Genomic DNA, 20,044 nt, shown 5'->3' with positions numbered 1-20,044 from the left:
GGTTCCCGGTCAATTTTCGCAGTGCATCACTGCACGAGTTATGTGAGTCGGAGGTTTTTTCGTATGACCACTTCTTTGCAACCTGTCTACGCGTTGGCCCCGGGTGCGAACCTGGAAGCCTACGTGAACACGGTGAACAGCATTCCATTGCTGACGCCGGAGCAGGAGCGTGAACTGGCCGAGAGTCTCTATTATGAGCAGGATTTGGGGGCGGCTCGGCAGATGGTGCTCGCCCACCTGCGGTTTGTCGTGCATATCGCCCGTAGCTATAGCGGCTACGGTCTGGCCCAGGCTGACCTGATCCAGGAAGGCAACGTCGGCCTGATGAAGGCGGTGAAGCGTTTCAACCCGGAAATGGGTGTGCGCCTGGTGTCGTTCGCCGTGCACTGGATCAAGGCGGAAATCCACGAGTTCATCCTGCGCAACTGGCGCATTGTGAAAGTGGCCACCACCAAGGCCCAGCGCAAGCTGTTCTTCAACCTGCGCAGCCAGAAGAAACGTCTGGCCTGGTTGAACAACGAGGAAGTCCACCGCGTGGCGGAAAGCCTTGGTGTGGAGCCCCGTGAAGTGCGTGAGATGGAAAGTCGTCTGACCGGCCAGGACATGGCCTTCGACCCGGCGGCGGAAGCCGACGACGACAGCGCGTTCCAGTCTCCGGCCAACTACCTGGAAGACCACCGGTATGACCCGGCGCGTCAGTTGGAGGATGCCGATTGGAGCGAAAACTCCAACAGCAACCTGCATGAAGCGTTGGAAGTGCTGGATGAGCGTAGCCGCGACATTCTCTACCAGCGCTGGTTGGCGGAAGAGAAGGCCACGCTGCATGACCTGGCGCAGAAGTACAACGTTTCGGCCGAGCGTATTCGCCAGCTGGAAAAGAGTGCGATGAACAAGCTGAAGCTGTCGATTGCCGCTTAAGCGCTGACGCCATGAAAAACGCCCCGATCTGATCGGGGCGTTTTTGTTTGGGGGAGCACAGGGCCCATTGTGGCGAGCGGGCTTGCCCGCGCTGGGCTGCGAAGCGGCCCTGAAATCGTAGAACTCGTTGTATCTGACACAACGAGGTGATTGGTTTTGCGACTGCTACGCAGTCGAGCGCGGGCAAGCCCGCTCGCCACAAAGGTGTGTTCCCGCAACAATCCAGGATTTGTCGATTACAACGCCCAGGGCGCCTTGCGCGAGTTGTTCAGCCCCACCAGGTACTCATCCCCACCCAGCTGGCTCATCTGCTGGCGAATCCAGCCCGCCCGGCGCGCCACATAGGTGCTCGGATGACTGGCGCTCCACTCCCGCGGATTGGGCAGCACCGCCGCCAGCAAACTGGCCTGCTGGCGCGACAAGGACGCCGCGCTCACGCCAAAGTGGTGCCGCGCCGCTGCTTCCGCGCCGAACACACCGTCGTCCCACTCCACGCTGTTCAGGTACACCTCGAGAATCCGCTGCTTGGGCCACGTCAGCTCGATCAGCGCGGTAAACCAGGCCTCCAGCCCCTTGCGAAAGTAACTGCGCCCCGACCACAGGAACAGGTTCTTCGACACCTGCTGGCTCAAGGTGCTGGCGCCGCGAATCGAGCCACCGCGCTCGTTGTGCTCGAAGGCCGCCTGGATCGCATCGAAGTCGAAACCCCAGTGTTCGGGGAATTTCTGGTCTTCACCGGCCATCACTGCGACTTTCAGCTCGTCGGAGATCTGCTCCCAGGGCTTCCAGGTACGTTGCAGGTCGATAGGCTCGCCGTCGGTCCAGGACTCGATCTTGCGCTCGACCATCAGCGCGGTACCGGGCGGCGGCACCCAGCGAAACAGCAGCACCAGCAGCACACTGCCAATGGCGAACCATTTCAGGACGATGAGAAGGCGGCGGAAAAGGAATTGCAGCATAGAGATGGCTTGGCCGGGGCGTGGGAGCGGGCCATTATACAGACCCTGTGCCCCCTGAATGGAGTTCGTCATGTTGCGTGGTTTTCTGCTGTTGGCCGCCTTTTTCGGTTTTACCGGCGTCGCCCTCGGTGCCTTTGCCGCCCACGGCCTGAAAGACCGCCTGAGCGCGGAATACCTGGCGATCTTCCACACCGGCGTGACCTATCAGTTGGTGCATGCCCTGGCCCTGTTCGGTGTTGCGCTGCTGGCGACCCATATTCCGGGGCGTTTGGTCACCTGGGCCGGCTTTTCGTTCGCCGTCGGGATTATCCTGTTCTCCGGCAGCCTGTATCTGCTGACCCTGACCGGTATCAGCAAGCTGGGCATCATCACCCCGTTCGGTGGCCTGGGCTTTCTGATCGGCTGGTTCTGCCTCGGTCTGGCCGCCTGGCGCCTGCAGGCGGCTTGAGCTGACCGCCAGGTCGACGAATGGCTTGGGTCGCCCGGACTGATCGGGCTAGAATGCTGACCCCTAAAAATGATGGCAGCCCGGCGCATGCGCATTCAATTGAACGGTGAACCCTTTGAACTGCCCGACGGCGAAACCGTCGCGGCGTTGCTGGCCCGGCTCGACCTGGTCGGGCGGCGGGTGGCGGTGGAGCTGAACCTGGACATCGTTGCGCGCAGCCAACATGCCGAAACCGCCCTGCGTGAAGGCGATCAGGTCGAAGTGGTACACGCCATCGGCGGCGGTTAACCCAAACCCCGTGAAAACTACTGCGCTCGGTAATACTGCGTTAAAAACAGGCTCGGACTGCTCATTTACAGCCAGTAAACTCCGCGTCCTCGCCTGTTTTTGCCTTGTCTTCCCTTCGCTCGCTACGTTTTCACGCGGTTTGTTCCATTTAAGGACGATCCACCCTGCAAGCCCTCAACCTTTCAAGAGGATTTCCGAATGAGCACTGTTCGCAGCGACAAGCCCTTCGTGCTGGCCGGCCGTACCTATCAGTCGCGCCTGCTGGTGGGCACCGGCAAATACCGTGACATGGAAGAAACCCGCCTGGCCATCGAAGCCTCGGGTGCCGAGATCGTCACCGTGGCGGTGCGCCGGACCAACCTGGGCCAGAACCCGGGTGAACCGAACCTGCTGGATATCCTGCCGCCGGATCGCTATACCATCCTGCCGAACACCGCCGGTTGCTACGACGCCATCGAAGCCGTGCGCACCTGCCGCCTGGCCCGTGAGCTGCTGGACGGCCACAACCTGGTGAAGCTGGAAGTCCTGGCTGACCAGAAAACCCTGTTCCCCAACGTGATCGAAACCCTCAAGGCCGCCGAAGTGCTGGTCAAGGAAGGCTTCGACGTGATGGTCTACACCAGCGATGACCCGATCATCGCCCGGCAACTGGCGGAAATCGGCTGCATCGCGGTCATGCCGCTGGCCGGCCTGATCGGTACTGGCCTGGGGATCTGCAACCCGTACAACCTGCAGATCATCCTCGAAGAAGCCAAGATCCCGGTGCTGGTGGATGCCGGTGTCGGTACCGCGTCCGACGCCACCATCGCCATGGAGCTGGGTTGCGAAGCGGTGCTGATGAACTCGGCCATCGCCCACGCCCAGCAGCCGATCCTGATGGCCGAAGCCATGAAACACGCCATCGTTGCCGGCCGCCTGGCCTACCTCGCCGGGCGTATGCCGAAAAAACTCTATGCCAGCGCCTCCTCGCCGCTGGATGGTCTGATCAAGTAAGAGCCTTTGATGACTGAATCGAACGACACGCCAATCCAGCCGGAAGAAGGCGAAGAGCGCCAACACCGCCGCATCAAGAGTTTCGTGATGCGCGCCGGGCGCATGACCGAAGGCCAACAGAAGGGCCTGGAGCAGGGCACGCCGCTGTTCGTCCTGCCGCTGGCCGATGCGCCGGTGGATTTCGACCAGGTGTTTGGCCGCTCGGCGCCCCGCTCGCTGGAAATCGGCTTCGGCATGGGCCATTCCCTGCTGGAGATGGCGGCGGCAGCGCCGGAGCAGGACTTTATCGGTGTTGAAGTGCACCGTCCGGGTGTCGGCGCGTTGCTCAATGGCGTGCTGACCCAGGGGCTGAAAAACCTGCGGGTCTATGACTGCGACGCCATCGAAGTGCTCAACCGCTGCGTGGCGGACAACAGCCTGGATCGTCTGATGCTGTTTTTCCCGGATCCGTGGCACAAGAGTCGCCACCACAAGCGGCGTATCGTCCAGGCGTCCTTTGCCGAGCTGGTGCGCAGCAAGCTGAAGGTCGGCGGGATTCTGCACATGGCCACCGACTGGGAACCGTATGCCGAGTACATGCTGGAAGTGATGAATGTCGCGCCGGGTTACCGCAACCTGGCCGAAGACGGCAAATGCGTGCCGCGTCCGACCGAACGCCCGATCACCAAGTTCGAGCGCCGTGGCGAGCGACTGGGGCATGGGGTGTGGGACCTGAAGTTCGAGAAGCTGGCCTAAACCATTGTGGCGAGCGGGCTTGCGACAATACCGGTCAGTTAAGGAAGTTTGAAGTCGAGCACGGTCTTGTGGCGAGCGGGCTTGCCCGCGCTGGGCTGCGAAGCGGCCCTAAAACTATTAATCGCGGTGTATCAGGTACACCGAGGTGCCTGGGTTTTCGGCTGCTGCGCAGCCGAGCGCGGGCAAGCCCGCTCGCCACAAATTTTGGCCAGGCTGGGGATTGTCCTTGGCTGACTGGCATGGGGTTACCCGTTTGCCCTTTTCCCTGGCTCAGCGCCGATCCGCCACCACGCCGATCAACACCAGCACCACCAACAACACTGGCGCCAGGCTGTAGTTGTTGAACTGGCTCAAGCCGCGCACCACCCACGGCGTGGCATAGATCAAGGCCGCGCCGCTGCCGATCATGCACAGCAGGGCCAGCAGCGGGACGCGCAAGGCGCCGGCGATGCTGCCCAGGCGTTGATCGATCCAACCCTTGATGTCCGCGCCAAACAGCACCAGCAGGCAGCCCACCAGCGCCAGGGCGATTTCCGACAGGTTGCTGCGGCTCCAACGCGATACCGTGGCGAGCAGGTCGAGTACCAGGTCCATGGGGTTTCCTTAGGTCAAAAAGTATTGCAGCAGGTCGTTGAGAAACAGCTGCCCGCGGGCCGTGGCCGCCAGGCGTGACGGTTCGACCTGCAACAGGCCACTTTGTTCGGCTTCGGCACGCGCTTCGTTCAAGTTGTCGAGACTAAGCCCGGTACGTTGCGCAAACAAGACGGCGTCGACACCCTCGGTCAGGCGCAGGGCATTCATCAGGAACTCGAACGGCAGCTCTTCGTTGGCCAGGGCTTTCTCCCCGGCCTGGAAGGCCTTGGCCGGGTTCAGGTAGTCCTTCGGCAGGCGGGTTTTCCAGGTCCGTACGATGCGCCCGTCCGGATGGCTGAGCTTGCCATGGGCCCCGGCACCGATGCCGATGAAATCACCGAAGCTCCAGTAGTTGAGGTTGTGCCGCGCCGCCCGCCCCGTCTGGGCATAGGCCGAGACTTCGTACTGGGCGTAGCCGTGCTCGGCCAGCAGCGCCTGGCCGGCTTCCTGGATATCCCACAGGGTGTCGTCTTCCGGGAGCACGGGCGGCTGATTCCAGAACACCGTGTTCGGCTCCAGCGTCAGCTGATACCAGGACAGATGCGTGGGCTTCAGGGCAATGGCCTGGCGCAGGTCGGCCAGGGCATCCTCCAGGGATTGATCCGGTAAACCGTGCATCAAGTCCAGGTTGAAGTTGTCGAACCCGGCCTGGCGCGCCATATCCGCTGCCCGCACGGCTTCGCCGCCGGTGTGGATACGGCCGAGGGCCTTGAGCTTCTCTTCCTGGAAACTCTGGATACCGATCGACAACCGATTGATGCCCAGCTGGCGATAGGCGATGAATTTTTCCTGCTCGAAGGTCCCCGGGTTGGCTTCCAGGGTGATTTCGATATCACCGGCAAATGGAATGCGCGCCTCGACGCCCTTGAGCAAGCGTCCCAGCGCCTGGGCGCTGAACAGGCTGGGGGTACCGCCACCGAAGAAGATCGAACTCAACTCACGGCCATACACCGCGTGCAGGTCCTGGTCGAGGTCGGCCAGCAGCGCGTCGACGTACTCTTCTTCCGGCAGCACCGGGCTGGCGGCATGGGAGTTGAAGTCGCAATACGGGCATTTGCGCACGCACCAGGGAATATGGATGTACAGCGCCAGGGGCGGCAGTTGCGGCATGGCCGCCCGGGGTGTTGGCGCGCTGCCGTGGATCAGCGGCGGCGCGGAGTCGGGCTGGGTCATTTCAAGCCCAGGCGCTGGCGCAACAGGACCATGGCGCGGGCGCGGTGGCTGAGCTGGTTCTTTTCAACGGGACCCAGTTCGGCGCTGGAGCAATCACGCTCCGGTACCCAGAACAGCGGATCGTAGCCGAAGCCGTGTTCACCGCTGGCGGCGCGGAGGATGCGCCCGTGCCACAGGCCTTCGCAGAGGATCGGCAGCGGATCGTCGGCATGTCGCACCAGGGCCAGCACGCAGACGAACTGCGCGCCGCGCTCAGCCTCAGGAACGTCCTTCAAGGCGTCGAGCAGCTTGGCGTTGTTCGCCGCATCGCCCTGGCCATCGGCATAACGGGCCGAATAGATGCCCGGTGCGCCACCGAGAAAGTCCACCGCCAGGCCCGAGTCGTCGGCCAGTGCCGGCAGGCCGGAAATGCGTGCGGCATTACGGGCTTTCAGGATGGCGTTTTCGACGAACGACAGACCGGTTTCTTCCGGCTCGACGCTGCTGAACTCACCGATCGAGCGCAGTTGCACCGACCCGCCGAGCATGGCCTGGAGTTCTTTGAGTTTGCCGGCGTTGTGGCTGGCCAGTACCAGTTGGCTGAAGTTCATCATTCGCCTGGGAAAAGTTCCTGATTGAAGCTGAAAGTGTGGGCATCACCGGCGACGGTGACGGTAATCTCGAAAATGCGGTTTTCCGGCTGCGGGACCGGGTACTGCGCCAGGTAGTAGATGGCGCCCGGCTCGGTGATCTGCTTGAAGTTCAGCGCGACGCTCTTGCCGGTCAGGTCCTTGACCTTGCCGCTGACCTGGGCGACCAAGGGTTTGTCGGCCTTGACCACCGAGACATTGATCACGCCCTGGTCCTTGCTGCGCACCAGCTCCACGCCCCGGGCCACGTCCGGTTGGATGTAGGTGGAGTTGAAGGTGTTGTAGTGCACGGCGATGTCACCGAACACTTCCTGGCGATCGCCCTTGATGGCCTCAGCGGCCATGGCCGTGACGCCGAAACAGGCCGCCAGCAGAAACACAGCTGAACGCAGCATGGTCATTCTCCTCGAAAACGTGCGATTTATACCGCGATCCGATGATCGGCGAGACCTGGACTGCTGACGCGATAAATGCCGATCTCACCCAATAGATTAGGCCATAGCTTACTGGCCCACCCATGGCGGTGCTGTTGATCCACGGCAAGCCGGTTGATCACCTTGGCCGAGCGTTCGCTGCACAGGGCCTCGAAGTCTTCGAAGGTGCAGAAGTGGATGTTCGGCGTGTTGTACCAGGTGTACGGGAGGAAATCGGACACCGGCATCCGTCCCTTGCTCGCCAGGTACCAGCGGCAGCGCCAGTGACCGAAGTTGGGGAAGGTGATGATGCACTGACGGCCGACCCGGAGCATTTCGTCGAGGATCTTGTCCGGGTAGTGCACGGCTTGCAGGGCCTGGGTCATGACCACGATATCGAAGCTGTTGCTGGCAAAGTTGCCGAGGCCCTTGTCCAGGTCCTGCTCGATGACGTTGATGCCCTTGGCCACGCAGGTGGCGATATTCTCCGGGTCGTTTTCCAGGCCATAGCCGGTGACCCGCTTGTTGTCGCGCAGCCAGGCCAGCAGCTCGCCGTCGCCGCAGCCGAGGTCGAGCACGCGGCTGCCGGCGGGGATCCAGTCTTGGATGATTTCCAGGTCGGCTCTCATGGCGTCCTCACAGCGTAATTCGGTTCATGTAGTTGCCGAACGCCTGCAGGTAACGCGGGATCGGAATCAGGAAGGCATCGTGGCCTTGCGGTGCGTCGATTTCCAGGTAGCAGACATCCTTGCGCGCGGCCATCAGCGCATCGACGATTTCCCGTGAACGGGCCGGCGAGAAACGCCAGTCGGTGGTGAAGGACATCACGCAGAAGCTGGCGGTGGCGCCGGCGAAGGTGTGTGCCAGGTTATCGCCGAAGTTGGCCGCCGGGTCGAAGTAGTCCAGGGCCTTGGTCATCAACAGGTAGGTGTTGGCGTCGAAACGTCCGGAAAACTCCTCGCCCTGGTAACGCAGGTAGCTCTCGACCTGGAATTCCACGCTATGGAAGTCGTAGTTGAGCTTTTCGCTCTTGAGGCCCCGGCCGAATTTCTCGCCCATGGAGTCATCGGACAGGTAGGTGATATGCCCGACCATCCGCGCCAGCATCAGGCCGCGTTTGGGGATCACGCCTTGTTCCTGGAAGGAGCCGCCATGGAATTCCGGATCGGTGAGGATCGCCTGGCGCGCCACTTCGTTGAAGGCGATGTTCTGCGCCGACAATTTGGGGGCCGAGGCGATGGCGACGCAATGGCGCACGCGATCGGGGAAGGTGATGCTCCATTGCATGGCCTGCATGCCGCCCAGGCTGCCGCCGATCACGGCGGCCCATTGGTGGATACCGAGGCGGTCGGCGAGGTGGGCCTGGCTGTGGACCCAGTCTTCCACGGTCAGCACCGGGAAATCGGCGCCGAAGGGCTTGCCGGTCTCCGGGTTGATGCTGCTCGGGCCGGTGGAACCGTTGCAACCGCCGAGGTTGTTCAGGCTGACGACGAAGAACTTGTTGGTGTCGATGGGCTTGCCCGGGCCGATGCAGCTGTCCCACCAACCGGGCTTGCGCTCGTCGGGGCTGTGGAAGCCGGCGGCGTGGTGGTGACCGGAAAGGGCATGGCAGATCAGCACGGCGTTGCTCGCCGCGGGATTGAGAGTGCCGTAGGTTTCGTAGATCAGGTCGTAGGCCGGCAGGGAACGGCCACAGGCCAGGGCCAGGGGCTCGCTGAAATGTGCCGTTTGCGGCACGACCAGCCCGACGGAATCGTGGGGAAAGACAGTGGACATCGACCCTGCTCACGCTTGAATGAGGCGTAAGTCTAATGAGCAAGGGGGTTAGCGGCAAGCAGGGAGACTGTGGCGCCTGGATCGCGAGCAAGCTTGCTCCTACACGTTCTCGGTCGTACACCGCTGGGTGGTTCGACACAGGCACTGTAGGAGCAAGCTTGCTCGCGATGAACGATAACGCGGACTACCCGCCCGCTCACCGCTATCAGATCAACCGGAACAGCACTTCCGGCATGCCGCTCATGACCGCCAGTGGCGGAATCACATAGCTCTGGATCAGCTGGATCACCAGGAACGCCAGGATCGGCGAGATATCCAGGCCACCCAGGTTCGGCACGATCTTGCGGAACGGCGCCAGGGCCGGGCCGCTGATCTGGTACACCAGCTCGGCGGCCGGGCTACGGCTGTCGGGTGCGACCCAGGAGAGGATCACGCTGATGATCATGGCGTAGAAGAACACCTTGAGGAACAGCGAAGTGATACCGATGACCGACCAGATCAACAGGTAGGCGACATTACCGGTGACGCCATAGCTGAGCAGCAGGATCACCGCCATCAACAGCATCTGCACGATAATCGCCAGCACCAGCGAGGACATGTCCAGGCCGAACAGGCTCGGAATGATCCGACGCAGCGGCTTGAGCAGGGGCTGGGTGGCCTTGACGGTGAACTGGCAGAGCGGGTTGTAGAAGTTGGCTCGGACCAGTTGCAGGATGAAACGCAGCAGGATCACCAACAGATACAAGCTGCCCAGGGTTTGAATGACAAAAATGGCAGCGCTATTGAGTGCAAACATTAAGGGTTCCCTCGAGGATTACTGACCGAGTTGCTCAGCCATTTCGGCCGAACGGTGGGCGGCGGCGCCGAGCGCCTTTTCTACCAGGGCTTCGAAGCCCCCGGCCTGGAAGGTCTTGATCGCGGCTTCCGTGGTGCCGGCCGGCGATGTCACGCGGCGGCGCAGCTCGGCGGCTTCAACGTCGCTGGCGACGGCCATATGGGCGGCACCCAGGGCGGTCTGCAGGGTCAGTTGGCTGGCGATATCACGGGGCAGGCCGAGTTTTTCGCCGGCGGCAGTCATGGCTTCGATCAGCAGGAAGAAATACGCCGGGCCGCTGCCGGACACCGCGGTGACCGCGTCCAGTTGCTGCTCTTCGCTCAGCCACAGGGCCGTGCCCACGGCCGACAGCAGGGTCTGTGCCTGTTGGCGCTGTTCGGCGGACACCTGCTCGGTGGCGAACAAACCGCTCACGCCCTGGCGCAGCAGCGCCGGGGTGTTCGGCATGCAGCGCACGATCGGCTGCTCGCCCAGCCAGTGGTTCATGCTCGCGCATGTGATGCCGGCGGCAATCGACACCACCAGCTGGTTGGGGCTGAGGCTTGGACGCAAGGCTTCGCACACGGCTTTCATGGCTTGCGGCTTGACCGCCAGGACCACCACGTCAGCACCGAGGATGGCCTCGGCGTTGTCGGCGAACACTTCGATACCGTGTTCGGCCTGGACCCGCGCACGGGTCTCGGCGCCCGGGTCACTGGCGCGAATCAGCGCGGCGTCCAGGCCCTCGGCCCGCAGGCCGCCGATCAGGCTGGCGGCCATATTGCCGGCGCCGATAAAAGTGATTCGGTTCTTGCTCATGACGGATCCTTAAAACGAGTGTGTGAGGCCATTTCAGGCCTGGCCATAATCGCGGGCGCCAAACAGTGCGGTACCGATCCGCACCCAGGTGGCGCCTTGGGCAATGGCCGACTCGAGATCGTGGCTCATGCCCATGGAAAGTGTGTCGAGCGGCAGGTTGAGGCTGTCTTGCAAAGTCCGCACGGTGGCGAACGCGGCGTCTTGTTCGGCACGCTCTTCGGTCGGTTCGGGAATCGCCATCAGCCCGCGCAGCTTCAGGTTCGGCAAGGCGCTGATCGCTGCGGCCAGTGCCGGCAGGTCGGCCGGAGTGCAGCCGGATTTGCTGGCCTCGCCGCTGACATTGACCTGGATGCAGATATTCAGCGGCGCCAGGTCGGCCGGGCGCTGTTCGGACAGGCGTTGTGCAATTTTCAGGCGATCCACGGAGTGCACCCAATCGAAATGCTCGGCGATGGCGCGAGTCTTGTTCGATTGAATGGGGCCGATGAAGTGCCAGCACAAGGGTAGGTCGGTCAATTCCAGCTGTTTGCCCAGGGCTTCCTGCAGGTAATTCTCGCCGAAGTCCCGCAGGCCCGCGGCATAGGCTTCGCGCACGGCGGCGGCGGGCTTGGTCTTGCTCACGGCGAGCAGGCCGATGGTGGCGCCGTCACGCCCGGTGGCCTGGGCGGCGGCAGCGATGCGGGCTGCAACGGCGGTGATGTTGTCTGCTATCGTGGTCATTCAAATTCGCCAGCAGGTCAAAAGTCTGCGGCATTCTACCTGTATTGGGGAGTCTCATGGATATCACCGAGCTGCTGGCCTTTAGCGCCAAACAGGGCGCGTCGGACTTGCACCTCTCGGCGGGCCTGCCGCCGATGATCCGGGTCGACGGCGATGTGCGGCGGATCAACCTGCCGGCGCTGGACCACAAGCAAGTCCACGACCTGATCTACGACATCATGAACGACCGTCAGCGCAAGGACTACGAGGAGTTCCTGGAAACCGACTTCTCCTTCGAAGTGCCGGGCGTGGCGCGCTTCCGGGTCAACGCCTTCAACCACAACCGGGGTTCGGGCGCGGTGTTCCGGACCATTCCCTCGAAAGTCCTGACCATGAGCGACCTGGGCATGGGCGAGGTGTTCCGCAAGATCACCGAGGTGCCGCGCGGGCTGGTGCTGGTGACCGGGCCGACCGGTTCGGGCAAGTCGACCACCCTGGCGGCGATGATCGACCACCTGAACAACAACAAGCACCACCATATCCTGACCATCGAGGACCCGATCGAGTTCGTTCACGAATCGAAGAAGTGCCTGGTCAACCAGCGTGAAGTGCACCGTGACACCCAGAGTTTCTCCGCGGCCCTGCGTTCGGCCCTGCGGGAAGACCCGGACGTGATCCTGGTGGGTGAGATGCGCGACCTGGAAACCATCCGCCTGGCGCTGACCGCCGCGGAAACCGGTCACCTGGTGTTCGGTACCCTGCACACCACCTCGGCGGCCAAGACCATCGACCGGGTGGTTGACGTGTTTCCGGCGCAGGAGAAGTCCATGGTCCGCTCCATGCTCTCGGAGTCCTTGCAGGCGGTCATTTCCCAGAGCTTGCTGAAGAAGGTCGGTGGCGGGCGTATTGCCGCCCACGAGATCATGCTCGGCACCCCGGCGATCCGTAACCTGATCCGCGAGGACAAAGTGGCGCAAATGTACTCCTCGATCCAGACCGGCGGCTCGCTGGGCATGCAGACCCTGGACATGTGCCTCAAGGAGCTGCTGACCAAGGGCCTGATCACCCGGGATAACGCCCGGGAGAAGGCAAAGATCCCGGATAACTTCTAGCGCGAACCCTGTGAGCTTCTACGCTGTCACACAGGTGTCTGCCTGATGTAACGCGGAGAAGTTCATGGAGTTCGAGAAACTGCTGCGCCTGATGGTCGAGAAGGGCGCGTCCGACCTGTTTATCACTCCGGGCCTGCCGCCGTCGTTGAAGGTCAACGGTCAGATCCTGCCGGTGACCCGTGTCCCGCTGACCCAGGAACAGACCCAGGACGCGGTCTTCGGCCTGATGACCGAGCGCCAGAGGCTCGACTTCACTCACCTGCACGAATGCAATTTCGCGATCCATCCCAAGGGCGTGGGGCGCTTTCGTGTGAGCGCGTTTTACCAGCGCAGCCAGCCGGGTATGGTGCTGCGGCGCATCGAGACACGGATTCCCGAGCTGGCCACGCTGAAGCTGCCGCCGATCATCGAGCAACTGGCGCTGCTCAAGCGCGGGCTGGTGATGCTGGTCGGGGCGACCGGAACCGGCAAGTCGACCACCCTGGCGGCGATGATCGGCCATCGTAACCAGCAGGGCAGTGGCCATATCGTCACGGTCGAGGACCCCATCGAGTTTGTCCACGAGCACCAGAACTGCATCGTTACCCAGCGTGAAGTGGGGATCGACACCGATTCCTACGAGGTAGCGCTGAAAAACACCCTGCGCCAGGCCCCGGACCTGATCATGATCGGCGAAGTGCGCACCCGGGAGACCATGGGCCATGCCCTGGCCTTCGCGGAAACCGGGCACCTGTGCCTGGCGACCCTGCATGCGCCGAATGCCGACCAGGCGCTGGAGCGGATCATCAGCTTCTTTCCCGTGGACCGGCACCCGCAGCTCTGGATGGAGTTGTCACTCAACCTGCGGGCAATTGTCGCCCAGCAGTTGATTCCGACGCGGGACGGTCTCGGGCGGCGCGCGGTGGTGGAGGTGCTGCTGAACACGCCGCTGATGGCCGACCTGATTCGCAAGGGCGGGATCAAGGAGCTCAAGGCACTGATGAAGCGCTCGACCGAACAGGGCATGCAGACCCTGGATCAGGCGTTGTATGCGTTGTATCAGGAGGGTGTGATCAGCCACCGCGATGCCTTGGCGCACGCGGATTCAGCCAATGACCTGCGGCTGATGATCAAGCTGGAGAAGGGCGCGGGTGGCGAGGCTAAGGACAATCTGAGCCTGGGGCCGGTGTGACGGGGTAGGGGGTTTTGTTGTGGTGAGCGGGTAGCCGCTCACCACACGCAGATCAGCGCTGCACAACCCGCATATGGTTCTGCTCTTTCGGGATCACGCGCTTGGCGATCACGTAGTGGCTGTCCCAGTACGGCTTCTTGAGGGTATCGATGGTCACCGACTTGCCGCGACGCGGCGCGTGGATGAACCGGTCGTTGCCCAGGTAGATGGCGACGTGGTTGACCTTGCGGCTCTTGAGGGTGAAGAACAGCAGGTCGCCGGGCTTGAGGTCCTTGCGCGCGACTTTCTGCCCGTGGCCGGCGGCCATGGCATTGGAAGTACGTGGCAGATCACTGGCCGCTACGCCGTTGAAGGCATACTTGACCAGGCCACTGCAATCGAAGCCCTTGCTCGGGCTGCTGCCACCCCAGCGATAGGGCGTTCCCAACACGTTTACCGCACGGCTGAGCACGGTGCTGCTCTGCTTGGCGTTCGGTGCCGCCGGATTGATGGCGGCAACGGTATGATGCGCCTTGCCATGGCTGTTGTGCTTGCCAGGGCGCTTGACCACAGGAGCGGTCAGGTCGGTTGCATGGGCAACGGTAGCCGGTGATTTGGCAGTGTGACCGTTGACGGAAGGAAGACGTTGCTCACGGTTGGTGGCGTGGGCGGCCAGTGGCATTAATAGGCAGATGGTTAGCCATGTCTTGAAAAATGGTCGCATTAGGCAAGGCTCTAATAGGTAATCGCGCAACTTTATAACAGCTTTTTGGTCACTTCTGGGCCCGTTTGTCGAATCAATACAGGGGTTTAAAGTGGCCCGCGGCCGCAAAAACCGACCCATGGGTCACGTGAAAGTCAGGCCCTGCAAGGCTTTCAGCGATTTTTGGTAAGGGTTTGTTACACGCTTTGAGACAGTAAAAAAGTCACACGGTTTTACGAAATATTTATCTATTGGGCTTGGAGAGGGCGTTGATGAACACCTATCGGCAGGACGGCACACCGGCGAATACCCATAACGTTTTACTCGGGTATTTGCTGTGGATTTTTGGTTTTACCGGTTCTCACCGCTTCTATTACGGCAAGCCGATCACCGGGACGATCTGGTTTTTCACCTTTGGGGTGTTCGGGATCGGTTGGTTGATCGACGTGTTCCTGATTCCGAGCATGGATCGCGAGGCGGACCTGCGTTTTACCGCTGGGCCGCTGGATTACAACGTGGCCTGGTTGCTGCTGACGTTCCTCGGGATTTTGGGCGTGCACCGGATGTACCAGGGCAAATGGCTGACCGGGTTGCTCTATCTGTTGACGGGCGGGTTGCTGGGGTTTGGCGTGTTGTATGACTTCTGGACGCTGAATGACCAGATTTCGTTGAGGAACAATGGGCGGGGTTGAAAACGGGGTTCTAATTGCAGGAGCGGCCGGTCGACGTTCGATTGCTTGCGATGGAGGTCCAGGCGGCGCGGGGCATCAGGTGCTCCGCGTTATCGTTGAAATCTATCGCGAGCAAGCTCGCTCCTACAGGGTACGCGGTCAAATGTAGGAGCGAGCTTGCTCGCGATCAGCCGTCACGCGGTACTACGCCTGGTGCGTGATCCGTCCATCCATCAGCGTATAACGCACCGTTCCCGGCAACGCATGGCCGATAAACGGGCAGTTCTCGCCCTTGGACAACCAGTGCTCACCGGCCACGGTCGAGGTGCTTGGATCGAACAGCACCAGATCCGCCGCCGCCCCCACAGCCAGCTTGCCCGCCGGCAGGCGCAACGCCTCGGCAGGACCTGCGCTCAAGCGTTGTAGCAGGGTCGGCAGGTCCAGCAGGCCATCTTCCACCAGGGTCAACGCCAGCGGCAGCAGCAACTCGACGCTGCTGATACCCGGCTCGGTCTCGCCGAATGGCGCCAGCTTGGCATCCCGCTCATGGGGTTGGTGATGGCTGGAGATGGCACTCACGACACCGGACTTCACCGCCGCACGCAAACCGTCGCGGTCGGCGCGGGTGCGCAGCGGCGGTTGCACGTGATACAGACTGGAGAAGTCGATCAGCGCTTCATCGGTCAGGATCAACTGGTACAAGGCGACATCCGCCGTTACCGGCAAGCCACGGGCCTGTGCCTGGGCGATCAGGGCCACGCCGCGGGCACTGGTCAGTTGGCTGAAGTGCGCACGCACGCCGCTCTGCTCCACCAGCAGCAGGTCCCGGGCCAGGGCCACGGTCTCGGCGGTTTCCGGAATCCCCGGCAAACCGAGGAAACTGGCCGTCGGGCCTTCATGGGCCAGGCCGCCGTAGGCCAGGTCACGGTCCTGGGAGTGGAAAATCACCGTCAGGTCGAAGGTCGCGGCATATTCCAGTGCCCGGCACAGGGTGCGGGTGTTGCGCAAACTCTCCAGGCCGTTGCCGAAGGCCACGCAACCGGCGTCGCGCAAGGCCACCAACTCGGCCAACTGCTCGCCTTCCAGCCCCTTGCTCAGGGCGCCGATGGGGAACACCTTGGTGTTGCCGGCTTCGCGGGCGCGGTCGAGGATCAGTTCGGCCACCGCCGAGGTGTCCAGCACCGGTTTGGTCTTGGGTGGGCAGCACAGGCTGGTGACACCACCGGCCGCCGCCGCACGGGTTTCGCTGCTGATGCTGCCCTTGCGGCTGTAGCCCGGCTCGCGCAGGGAGACGTTCAGGTCCACCAGCCCGGGGGCGGCCACCAGCCCTTTGGCGTCGATGACTTCAACGGCGGCGAAACCCGTCGGGGCGGCGCCGATGGCAATAAGCTTGCCGGCTTCCAGGTGCAGATCGGTCACTTGATCCAGGCCGCTGCTCGGATCAATGACGCGGGCGCCGAGTATGCTGAGTTTCACTGGGCGTTCTCCTGCTCGAATTGGCGCTGGGCGGTCTGCCCGCTCATGGCCATGGACAGCACGGCCATGCGTATGGCGATGCCATAGGTGACTTGGTTGAGGATGACCGAATGGGGGCCGTCGGCCACCGCCGATTCGATTTCCACGCCACGGTTGATCGGGCCCGGGTGCATGACGATGCAGTCCGGCTTGGCCCCGGCCAGGCGCGCGGTGGTCAGGCCGAACAGGCGGTAGAACTCGCCTTCGCTGGGCAGCAGGCCGCCGGTCATGCGTTCACGTTGCAGGCGCAGCATGATCACCACGTCGACATCCTTCAGGCCTTCGGCCAGGTCGGTGTAGACCTTCACCCCGTATTGCTCGATGCCGATCGGCAGCAAGGTCTTGGGCGCGATCACGCGGATATCCGGGCAACCGAGGGTCTTGAGCGCCAGCATGTTCGAGCGCGCCACCCGCGAGTGCAGGATGTCGCCGACGATGGCCACCGAGAGGTTTTCGAAGCTGCCCTTGTGCCGACGGATGGTCAGCATGTCGAGCATGCCCTGGGTCGGGTGCGCGTGGCGGCCGTCGCCGCCGTTGATGACCGCGACCTGCGGGCACACGTGTTCGGCGATAAAGTGCGCGGCGCCAGACTCGCCGTGGCGTACCACGAACATGTCGGCGGCCATGGCCTCGAGGTTGCGCAGGGTGTCGAGCAGGGTTTCGCCCTTGCTCGCCGAGGAGGTGGACACGTTCAACGTGATCACGTCCGCCGACAGCCGCTGGGCGGCCATTTCAAAGGTGGTGCGGGTGCGGGTGGAGTTCTCGAAGAACACGTTGCACACGGTCTTGCCGCGCAGCAGCGGGACCTTCTTCACCGCCCGGGCGCCGACTTCGAGAAAGGAGTCGGCGGTGTCGAGGATTTCCGTCAACAGCTCGCGGCGCAGGCCGTCGAGCGACAGGAAGTGGCGCAGCTGGCCCTGATCATTGAGCTGCAGGGGGCGCTTGGCGTCTAGAGGCGTCATCGCAAAGGACTCTTTTTTAGGTGCTTAAAGGGCCAGGTCTTGAAGTTCAAGTTGGAGCGGCGCGGGGCCGGACAATTTTACCCGTTCCGTGGGCGCCAGCGACAGTGTTGCGCCGACCACATCGGGGCGGATCGGCAATTCGGCAGCGTCGAGGTCCAGCAGGCTGACCAGGGTCACGCTGGCCGGGCGGCCATAGTCGAAGAGTTCATTGAGGGCGGCGCGGATGGTCCGGCCGCTCATCAGTACATCGTCGATCAGCACCAGGTGCTGGCCTTCGATCTCGAACGGCAGCTCGGACGGGCGCACCTGCGGGTGCAGGCCGTTCTGGCTGAAGTCGTCGCGGTAGAAGGACACATCCAGGGTGCCCAGGGGCGAAGTGCTGTCGAGGGCCTTGAGCAGCGCCTGGGCCACCCACACGCCGCCGGTACGGATGCCGATGAAGCGCGGCTCGGCAATGGCGCGCTTGCTCAGGTGGGCGTTGAGATCGACAGCCATCTGGCTGATCAGGTCGGCGGGATTGGGCAGGCTCATGGTTGTTCCTTCAAGGGCCCTTGCGGGTAATCAAGGCGAGGTTGAAAGGTTCGGGCGCCGCCGCTGGTCAGGATTCGGCGGGCGTCGGGTGTTCTTCGATCCAGCTTTGCAGCAGCAGTTTGGCCGCGATAGCGTCCACCGGGTTGTCGCGATAGGTGCCTTTCTGGCCGCCACGGGCCATGCGTTCGCCCTTGGCCTCGAAGGTGGTCAGGCGTTCATCCTGGGTGAAGAACGGCACGTTGTAGCGACCGTTGAGCCGACGGGCGAATTTCTCCGCGCGGGCGCACATGTCGCTGGGGCTGCCGTCCATGTTCAGCGGCAGTCCGACCACCACGGCGTCGGGTTTCCACTCCTTGATCAGGGCTTCGACCTGGTCCCAGTCGGGAATACCGTTCTGCGCCCTCAGGGTGCACAGCTCGCGGGCTTGTCCGGTGATCATCTGGCCGACGGCGACGCCGATCTGTTTGGTGCCGTAGTCGAAACCCAGCAGCAGGCGGATGTTGGCCATCAGGCGTGGCCCGCCTGGCTGGTGAGCAGGCTGAGGTTGATGCCCAGGTGCGCGGCGGCGGCGGCCAGGCGTGCATCGCTGTCGGTTTCGAAGAGGATGTCCGCGGAGAACGGGCAGGTCAGCCAGGCGTTGTCGGCCAGTTCCGCTTCCAGTTGCCCGGCTTCCCAGCCGGCGTAACCGAGGGCGATCAGGCTGCGGGATGGGCCCTCGCCGTCGGCAATGGCGAACAGTACGTCCTGGGAGGTGGACAGCGCCAGGCCTTCCAGTTCGACAGTGGCCTGGTAGGTCTTGCCGATGGGGTGCAGGACAAAACCGCGGTCGGTCTGCACCGGGCCGCCGGTATAGATCGGCACATGCTGGCAGAGGGCGGGCGACTCGGTGTCCGGGCGCAGCTGTTCGAGGATATCGGCCAGGCTCAGGGATTGCGGGCGGTTGATCACCAGCCCCATGGCACCCTGCGCACTGTGCTCGACTATATAAGTGACGGTCTGCGCGAAATTCGGGTCGGCCATGTGTGGCATGGCGATCAGGAAGTGATGCTTGAGGTACGTCGGCGTGAGGTTTTTCATGAGCCCTAGTGTGGCCGTGGGCGAGCGAGCTGACAAGCCGTGTGACGCGCGGACTTGTTGTACGGCGGATTCTGACAGGGACACAACCTATGGGAGGGTGGTGCCTTGGGTCAGTTGCTGGAAAGCTTGTCGCCCGGGGCAAAGCGCCAGGTACGGATGATCTCCAGGCGGTCGATGTCCGACAGATCGCCGGTAAACGGCGCGAACGGCGCGGCCAGTCGTACGATACGCTGCGCCGCCTGGTCCAGCAGCGGTTGCCCGGAAGACTCCAGCACCAGCACTTCATACAGCGAGCCGTCGCGGTTGATCGAGACCATCAGCCGCAAATTGCCGTAGATCTGCTGGCGACGGGCTTCTTCGGGGTAATTGAGGTTGCCGATGCGCTCGACCTTCTTGCGCCAGTCATCCTTGTACCAGGCGCCTTTGTCGCGCATGGTCGAGGCCGCGCTCAAGCGATGAATCCGCGGGCGCTTGGCGTACAGCTGTTGTTCCTTGGCCAGTTCCGCTTCGAGGCTGGCGATGTCACTGGTCAACTGCGAACTGTCGAACGTCGGTGCCTGCTCCTGGGGCGCCGCCTCGGTCTTGACCTGTTCGTGCTTGATGACGGCTTTCTTCGGCTTCGGTGCCACGGTGGTGACCACGGCCTTCGGCGCCGCTTCGGTGACTTCCTGCTTGGCCGGCGGTGGCGGGGTGACCTGGTTGATGCTGTTGTCCTGGAACGGCGCGACCTCGGTAGTCTTGGGAATCGCCTTTTTATCCAGGGTGCCGCTGCCTTGCTGGTTGTCCTGGGCGAGGAAATCGGCCTTTTCCGGCGGTTTCACGCTCTTGAAGGTGGACAGGGTGATTTCCAGCGTCTTGCTGATCTGCTTGGGCTCGACGAAGCTGAAGCCCACGCCGAGGAGCAGCGCGAGGTGGATCAGCGCGGCGAGGAAAAGCGTGAAGCCGAGCCGATCCGCCGGGCGTACGCCGGCGCGGGACAATTCAGGAGGCAGATCGGCGGGAAGCGTCATGACCAGGAAACCAACA

Annotated in this window: 25 protein-coding genes; 8 read left to right on the top strand and 17 right to left on the bottom strand. The window is 62.8% G+C overall.

The annotated features are described in order from the left end of the window. Positions 1–63: 63 nt before the first annotated feature. The gene (rpoH, locus tag HX866_RS31390) at positions 64–918 is read left to right on the top strand and encodes an RNA polymerase sigma factor RpoH (RefSeq protein ID WP_177098267.1); all 855 of its coding nucleotides are present in this window, start codon (positions 64–66) and stop codon (positions 916–918) included. Between the two features lie 236 nt (positions 919–1,154). Here rpoH and mtgA read toward each other — a convergent pair whose 3' ends face one another. Further along, positions 1,155–1,877 (bottom strand): monofunctional biosynthetic peptidoglycan transglycosylase, encoded by a 723-nt coding sequence (mtgA, locus tag HX866_RS31385; RefSeq protein WP_177098268.1) that lies wholly within the window; start codon positions 1,875–1,877, stop codon positions 1,155–1,157. A gap of 70 nt (positions 1,878–1,947) precedes the next feature. Between mtgA and HX866_RS31380 the strand changes: the two genes are divergently transcribed. From HX866_RS31380 to trmB, 4 genes are all read left to right on the top strand, one after another. Continuing rightward, complete coding sequence (locus HX866_RS31380; RefSeq protein WP_177098269.1) at positions 1,948–2,325, top strand: DUF423 domain-containing protein; 378 nt, start codon at positions 1,948–1,950, stop codon at positions 2,323–2,325. Positions 2,326–2,412: 87 nt separating this feature from the next. Further along, complete coding sequence (gene thiS, locus HX866_RS31375; protein WP_177098270.1) at positions 2,413–2,613, top strand: sulfur carrier protein ThiS; 201 nt, start codon at positions 2,413–2,415, stop codon at positions 2,611–2,613. A 198-nt stretch (positions 2,614–2,811) separates the two neighbouring features. Continuing rightward, positions 2,812–3,606, top strand: a complete 795-nt coding sequence (locus HX866_RS31370; protein WP_100944605.1) for a thiazole synthase — start codon at positions 2,812–2,814, stop codon at positions 3,604–3,606. Positions 3,607–3,615: 9 nt separating this feature from the next. Next, entirely contained in the window at positions 3,616–4,341 is a 726-nt protein-coding gene (gene trmB / locus HX866_RS31365; RefSeq protein ID WP_177126276.1) for a tRNA (guanosine(46)-N7)-methyltransferase TrmB, read from the top strand. A gap of 270 nt (positions 4,342–4,611) precedes the next feature. Here trmB and HX866_RS31360 read toward each other — a convergent pair whose 3' ends face one another. The 9 genes from HX866_RS31360 to HX866_RS31320 form a co-directional block, all read right to left on the bottom strand. Beyond that, positions 4,612–4,935: a DUF3392 domain-containing protein gene (locus HX866_RS31360; protein ID WP_060781995.1), complete on the bottom strand. Its 324-nt coding sequence runs from the start codon at positions 4,933–4,935 to the stop codon at positions 4,612–4,614. 9 nt (positions 4,936–4,944) lie between these two features. Then, positions 4,945–6,084, bottom strand: coding sequence for a radical SAM family heme chaperone HemW (gene hemW, locus HX866_RS31355; RefSeq protein ID WP_177098347.1), 1,140 nt, complete (start codon positions 6,082–6,084; stop codon positions 4,945–4,947). A 59-nt stretch (positions 6,085–6,143) separates the two neighbouring features. Beyond that, the gene (gene rdgB / locus HX866_RS31350) at positions 6,144–6,740 is read right to left on the bottom strand and encodes an RdgB/HAM1 family non-canonical purine NTP pyrophosphatase (protein ID WP_177098271.1); all 597 of its coding nucleotides are present in this window, start codon (positions 6,738–6,740) and stop codon (positions 6,144–6,146) included. After that, a complete protein-coding gene (locus HX866_RS31345) occupies positions 6,737–7,171 on the bottom strand; it encodes a DUF4426 domain-containing protein (protein WP_177098272.1) in 435 nt (144 codons plus the stop codon). Before HX866_RS31345 ends, rdgB begins: the two co-directional genes overlap by 4 nt. A gap of 26 nt (positions 7,172–7,197) precedes the next feature. Then, entirely contained in the window at positions 7,198–7,818 is a 621-nt protein-coding gene (gene metW, locus HX866_RS31340; protein ID WP_177098273.1) for a methionine biosynthesis protein MetW, read from the bottom strand. A 7-nt stretch (positions 7,819–7,825) separates the two neighbouring features. Next, entirely contained in the window at positions 7,826–8,965 is a 1,140-nt protein-coding gene (gene metX / locus HX866_RS31335) for a homoserine O-succinyltransferase MetX (RefSeq protein WP_177098274.1), read from the bottom strand. 205 nt (positions 8,966–9,170) lie between these two features. Beyond that, positions 9,171–9,761, bottom strand: a complete 591-nt coding sequence (locus tag HX866_RS31330; RefSeq protein ID WP_177098275.1) for a YggT family protein — start codon at positions 9,759–9,761, stop codon at positions 9,171–9,173. Between the two features lie 18 nt (positions 9,762–9,779). Continuing rightward, entirely contained in the window at positions 9,780–10,598 is an 819-nt protein-coding gene (gene proC, locus HX866_RS31325; protein WP_177098276.1) for a pyrroline-5-carboxylate reductase, read from the bottom strand. A 33-nt stretch (positions 10,599–10,631) separates the two neighbouring features. Next, the gene (locus HX866_RS31320) at positions 10,632–11,318 is read right to left on the bottom strand and encodes a YggS family pyridoxal phosphate-dependent enzyme (RefSeq protein WP_177098277.1); all 687 of its coding nucleotides are present in this window, start codon (positions 11,316–11,318) and stop codon (positions 10,632–10,634) included. A gap of 56 nt (positions 11,319–11,374) precedes the next feature. Between HX866_RS31320 and HX866_RS31315 the strand changes: the two genes are divergently transcribed. Next, entirely contained in the window at positions 11,375–12,409 is a 1,035-nt protein-coding gene (locus HX866_RS31315; protein WP_103494437.1) for a type IV pilus twitching motility protein PilT, read from the top strand. 64 nt (positions 12,410–12,473) lie between these two features. Beyond that, positions 12,474–13,580 carry a PilT/PilU family type 4a pilus ATPase gene (locus HX866_RS31310; protein ID WP_177098278.1) on the top strand — a complete coding sequence of 369 codons (1,107 nt, stop codon included), beginning with the start codon at positions 12,474–12,476 and terminating at the stop codon, positions 13,578–13,580. A gap of 52 nt (positions 13,581–13,632) precedes the next feature. Here the strand turns inward: HX866_RS31310 and HX866_RS31305 are convergent, their stop codons facing one another. After that, on the bottom strand, positions 13,633–14,283 hold the full coding sequence (locus HX866_RS31305; protein ID WP_177098279.1) for a C40 family peptidase: 651 nt from the start codon (positions 14,281–14,283) through the stop codon (positions 13,633–13,635). A 251-nt stretch (positions 14,284–14,534) separates the two neighbouring features. Here HX866_RS31305 and HX866_RS31300 point away from each other — a divergent pair, with 251 nt between their 5' ends. After that, positions 14,535–14,954, top strand: coding sequence for a TM2 domain-containing protein (locus HX866_RS31300; protein ID WP_177098280.1), 420 nt, complete (start codon positions 14,535–14,537; stop codon positions 14,952–14,954). A 183-nt stretch (positions 14,955–15,137) separates the two neighbouring features. On the opposite strand, the gene HX866_RS31295 is transcribed toward HX866_RS31300, so the two are convergent. From HX866_RS31295 to HX866_RS31270, 6 genes are all read right to left on the bottom strand, one after another. Beyond that, complete coding sequence (locus HX866_RS31295) at positions 15,138–16,409, bottom strand: dihydroorotase (RefSeq protein ID WP_177141078.1); 1,272 nt, start codon at positions 16,407–16,409, stop codon at positions 15,138–15,140. Beyond that, on the bottom strand, positions 16,406–17,410 hold the full coding sequence (locus HX866_RS31290) for an aspartate carbamoyltransferase catalytic subunit (RefSeq protein ID WP_121135302.1): 1,005 nt from the start codon (positions 17,408–17,410) through the stop codon (positions 16,406–16,408). Before HX866_RS31290 ends, HX866_RS31295 begins: the two co-directional genes overlap by 4 nt. Positions 17,411–17,434: 24 nt before the next feature. Continuing rightward, positions 17,435–17,941 (bottom strand): bifunctional pyr operon transcriptional regulator/uracil phosphoribosyltransferase PyrR, encoded by a 507-nt coding sequence (gene pyrR / locus HX866_RS31285; protein WP_177126279.1) that lies wholly within the window; start codon positions 17,939–17,941, stop codon positions 17,435–17,437. A gap of 67 nt (positions 17,942–18,008) precedes the next feature. Continuing rightward, on the bottom strand, positions 18,009–18,449 hold the full coding sequence (gene ruvX, locus HX866_RS31280) for a Holliday junction resolvase RuvX (protein ID WP_177098283.1): 441 nt from the start codon (positions 18,447–18,449) through the stop codon (positions 18,009–18,011). Beyond that, positions 18,449–19,018, bottom strand: coding sequence for a YqgE/AlgH family protein (locus HX866_RS31275; protein WP_177098284.1), 570 nt, complete (start codon positions 19,016–19,018; stop codon positions 18,449–18,451). Before HX866_RS31275 ends, ruvX begins: the two co-directional genes overlap by 1 nt. Positions 19,019–19,128: 110 nt before the next feature. After that, positions 19,129–20,028 (bottom strand): energy transducer TonB, encoded by a 900-nt coding sequence (locus HX866_RS31270; protein ID WP_177098285.1) that lies wholly within the window; start codon positions 20,026–20,028, stop codon positions 19,129–19,131. Between the last annotated feature and the right edge of the window lie 16 nt (positions 20,029–20,044).

This window comes from Pseudomonas gingeri (genome assembly GCF_013386165.1).
Classification (GTDB): Bacteria; Pseudomonadota; Gammaproteobacteria; order Pseudomonadales; family Pseudomonadaceae; genus Aquipseudomonas; species Aquipseudomonas gingeri_C.
The sequence above is the reverse complement of the archived record's forward strand: the minus strand, read 5'-3'. Positions and strand labels throughout refer to the sequence as shown.

What these genes read in the sequence shown, in the direction of transcription:
- mtgA (WP_177098268.1), bottom strand. Translation starts at nt 1,877, where the DNA reads ATGCTGCAATTCCTTTTCCGCCGCCTTCTCATCGTCCTGAAATGGTTC.
- HX866_RS31305 (WP_177098279.1), bottom strand. Translation starts at nt 14,283, where the DNA reads ATGCGACCATTTTTCAAGACATGGCTAACCATCTGCCTATTAATGCCA.
- thiS (WP_177098270.1), top strand. Translation starts at nt 2,413, where the DNA reads ATGCGCATTCAATTGAACGGTGAACCCTTTGAACTGCCCGACGGCGAA.
- HX866_RS31320 (WP_177098277.1), bottom strand. Translation starts at nt 11,318, where the DNA reads ATGACCACGATAGCAGACAACATCACCGCCGTTGCAGCCCGCATCGCT.
- HX866_RS31300 (WP_177098280.1), top strand. Translation starts at nt 14,535, where the DNA reads ATGAACACCTATCGGCAGGACGGCACACCGGCGAATACCCATAACGTT.
- metW (WP_177098273.1), bottom strand. Translation starts at nt 7,818, where the DNA reads ATGAGAGCCGACCTGGAAATCATCCAAGACTGGATCCCCGCCGGCAGC.
- proC (WP_177098276.1), bottom strand. Translation starts at nt 10,598, where the DNA reads ATGAGCAAGAACCGAATCACTTTTATCGGCGCCGGCAATATGGCCGCC.
- rdgB (WP_177098271.1), bottom strand. Translation starts at nt 6,740, where the DNA reads ATGATGAACTTCAGCCAACTGGTACTGGCCAGCCACAACGCCGGCAAA.
- HX866_RS31330 (WP_177098275.1), bottom strand. Translation starts at nt 9,761, where the DNA reads ATGTTTGCACTCAATAGCGCTGCCATTTTTGTCATTCAAACCCTGGGC.
- HX866_RS31275 (WP_177098284.1), bottom strand. Translation starts at nt 19,018, where the DNA reads ATGAAAAACCTCACGCCGACGTACCTCAAGCATCACTTCCTGATCGCC.
- HX866_RS31380 (WP_177098269.1), top strand. Translation starts at nt 1,948, where the DNA reads ATGTTGCGTGGTTTTCTGCTGTTGGCCGCCTTTTTCGGTTTTACCGGC.
- rpoH (WP_177098267.1), top strand. Translation starts at nt 64, where the DNA reads ATGACCACTTCTTTGCAACCTGTCTACGCGTTGGCCCCGGGTGCGAAC.
- ruvX (WP_177098283.1), bottom strand. Translation starts at nt 18,449, where the DNA reads ATGGCCAACATCCGCCTGCTGCTGGGTTTCGACTACGGCACCAAACAG.
- HX866_RS31360 (WP_060781995.1), bottom strand. Translation starts at nt 4,935, where the DNA reads ATGGACCTGGTACTCGACCTGCTCGCCACGGTATCGCGTTGGAGCCGC.
- hemW (WP_177098347.1), bottom strand. Translation starts at nt 6,084, where the DNA reads ATGCCGCAACTGCCGCCCCTGGCGCTGTACATCCATATTCCCTGGTGC.
- trmB (WP_177126276.1), top strand. Translation starts at nt 3,616, where the DNA reads ATGACTGAATCGAACGACACGCCAATCCAGCCGGAAGAAGGCGAAGAG.
- HX866_RS31290 (WP_121135302.1), bottom strand. Translation starts at nt 17,410, where the DNA reads ATGACGCCTCTAGACGCCAAGCGCCCCCTGCAGCTCAATGATCAGGGC.
- HX866_RS31315 (WP_103494437.1), top strand. Translation starts at nt 11,375, where the DNA reads ATGGATATCACCGAGCTGCTGGCCTTTAGCGCCAAACAGGGCGCGTCG.
- HX866_RS31310 (WP_177098278.1), top strand. Translation starts at nt 12,474, where the DNA reads ATGGAGTTCGAGAAACTGCTGCGCCTGATGGTCGAGAAGGGCGCGTCC.
- pyrR (WP_177126279.1), bottom strand. Translation starts at nt 17,941, where the DNA reads ATGAGCCTGCCCAATCCCGCCGACCTGATCAGCCAGATGGCTGTCGAT.
- HX866_RS31370 (WP_100944605.1), top strand. Translation starts at nt 2,812, where the DNA reads ATGAGCACTGTTCGCAGCGACAAGCCCTTCGTGCTGGCCGGCCGTACC.
- HX866_RS31270 (WP_177098285.1), bottom strand. Translation starts at nt 20,028, where the DNA reads ATGACGCTTCCCGCCGATCTGCCTCCTGAATTGTCCCGCGCCGGCGTA.
- metX (WP_177098274.1), bottom strand. Translation starts at nt 8,965, where the DNA reads ATGTCCACTGTCTTTCCCCACGATTCCGTCGGGCTGGTCGTGCCGCAA.
- HX866_RS31345 (WP_177098272.1), bottom strand. Translation starts at nt 7,171, where the DNA reads ATGCTGCGTTCAGCTGTGTTTCTGCTGGCGGCCTGTTTCGGCGTCACG.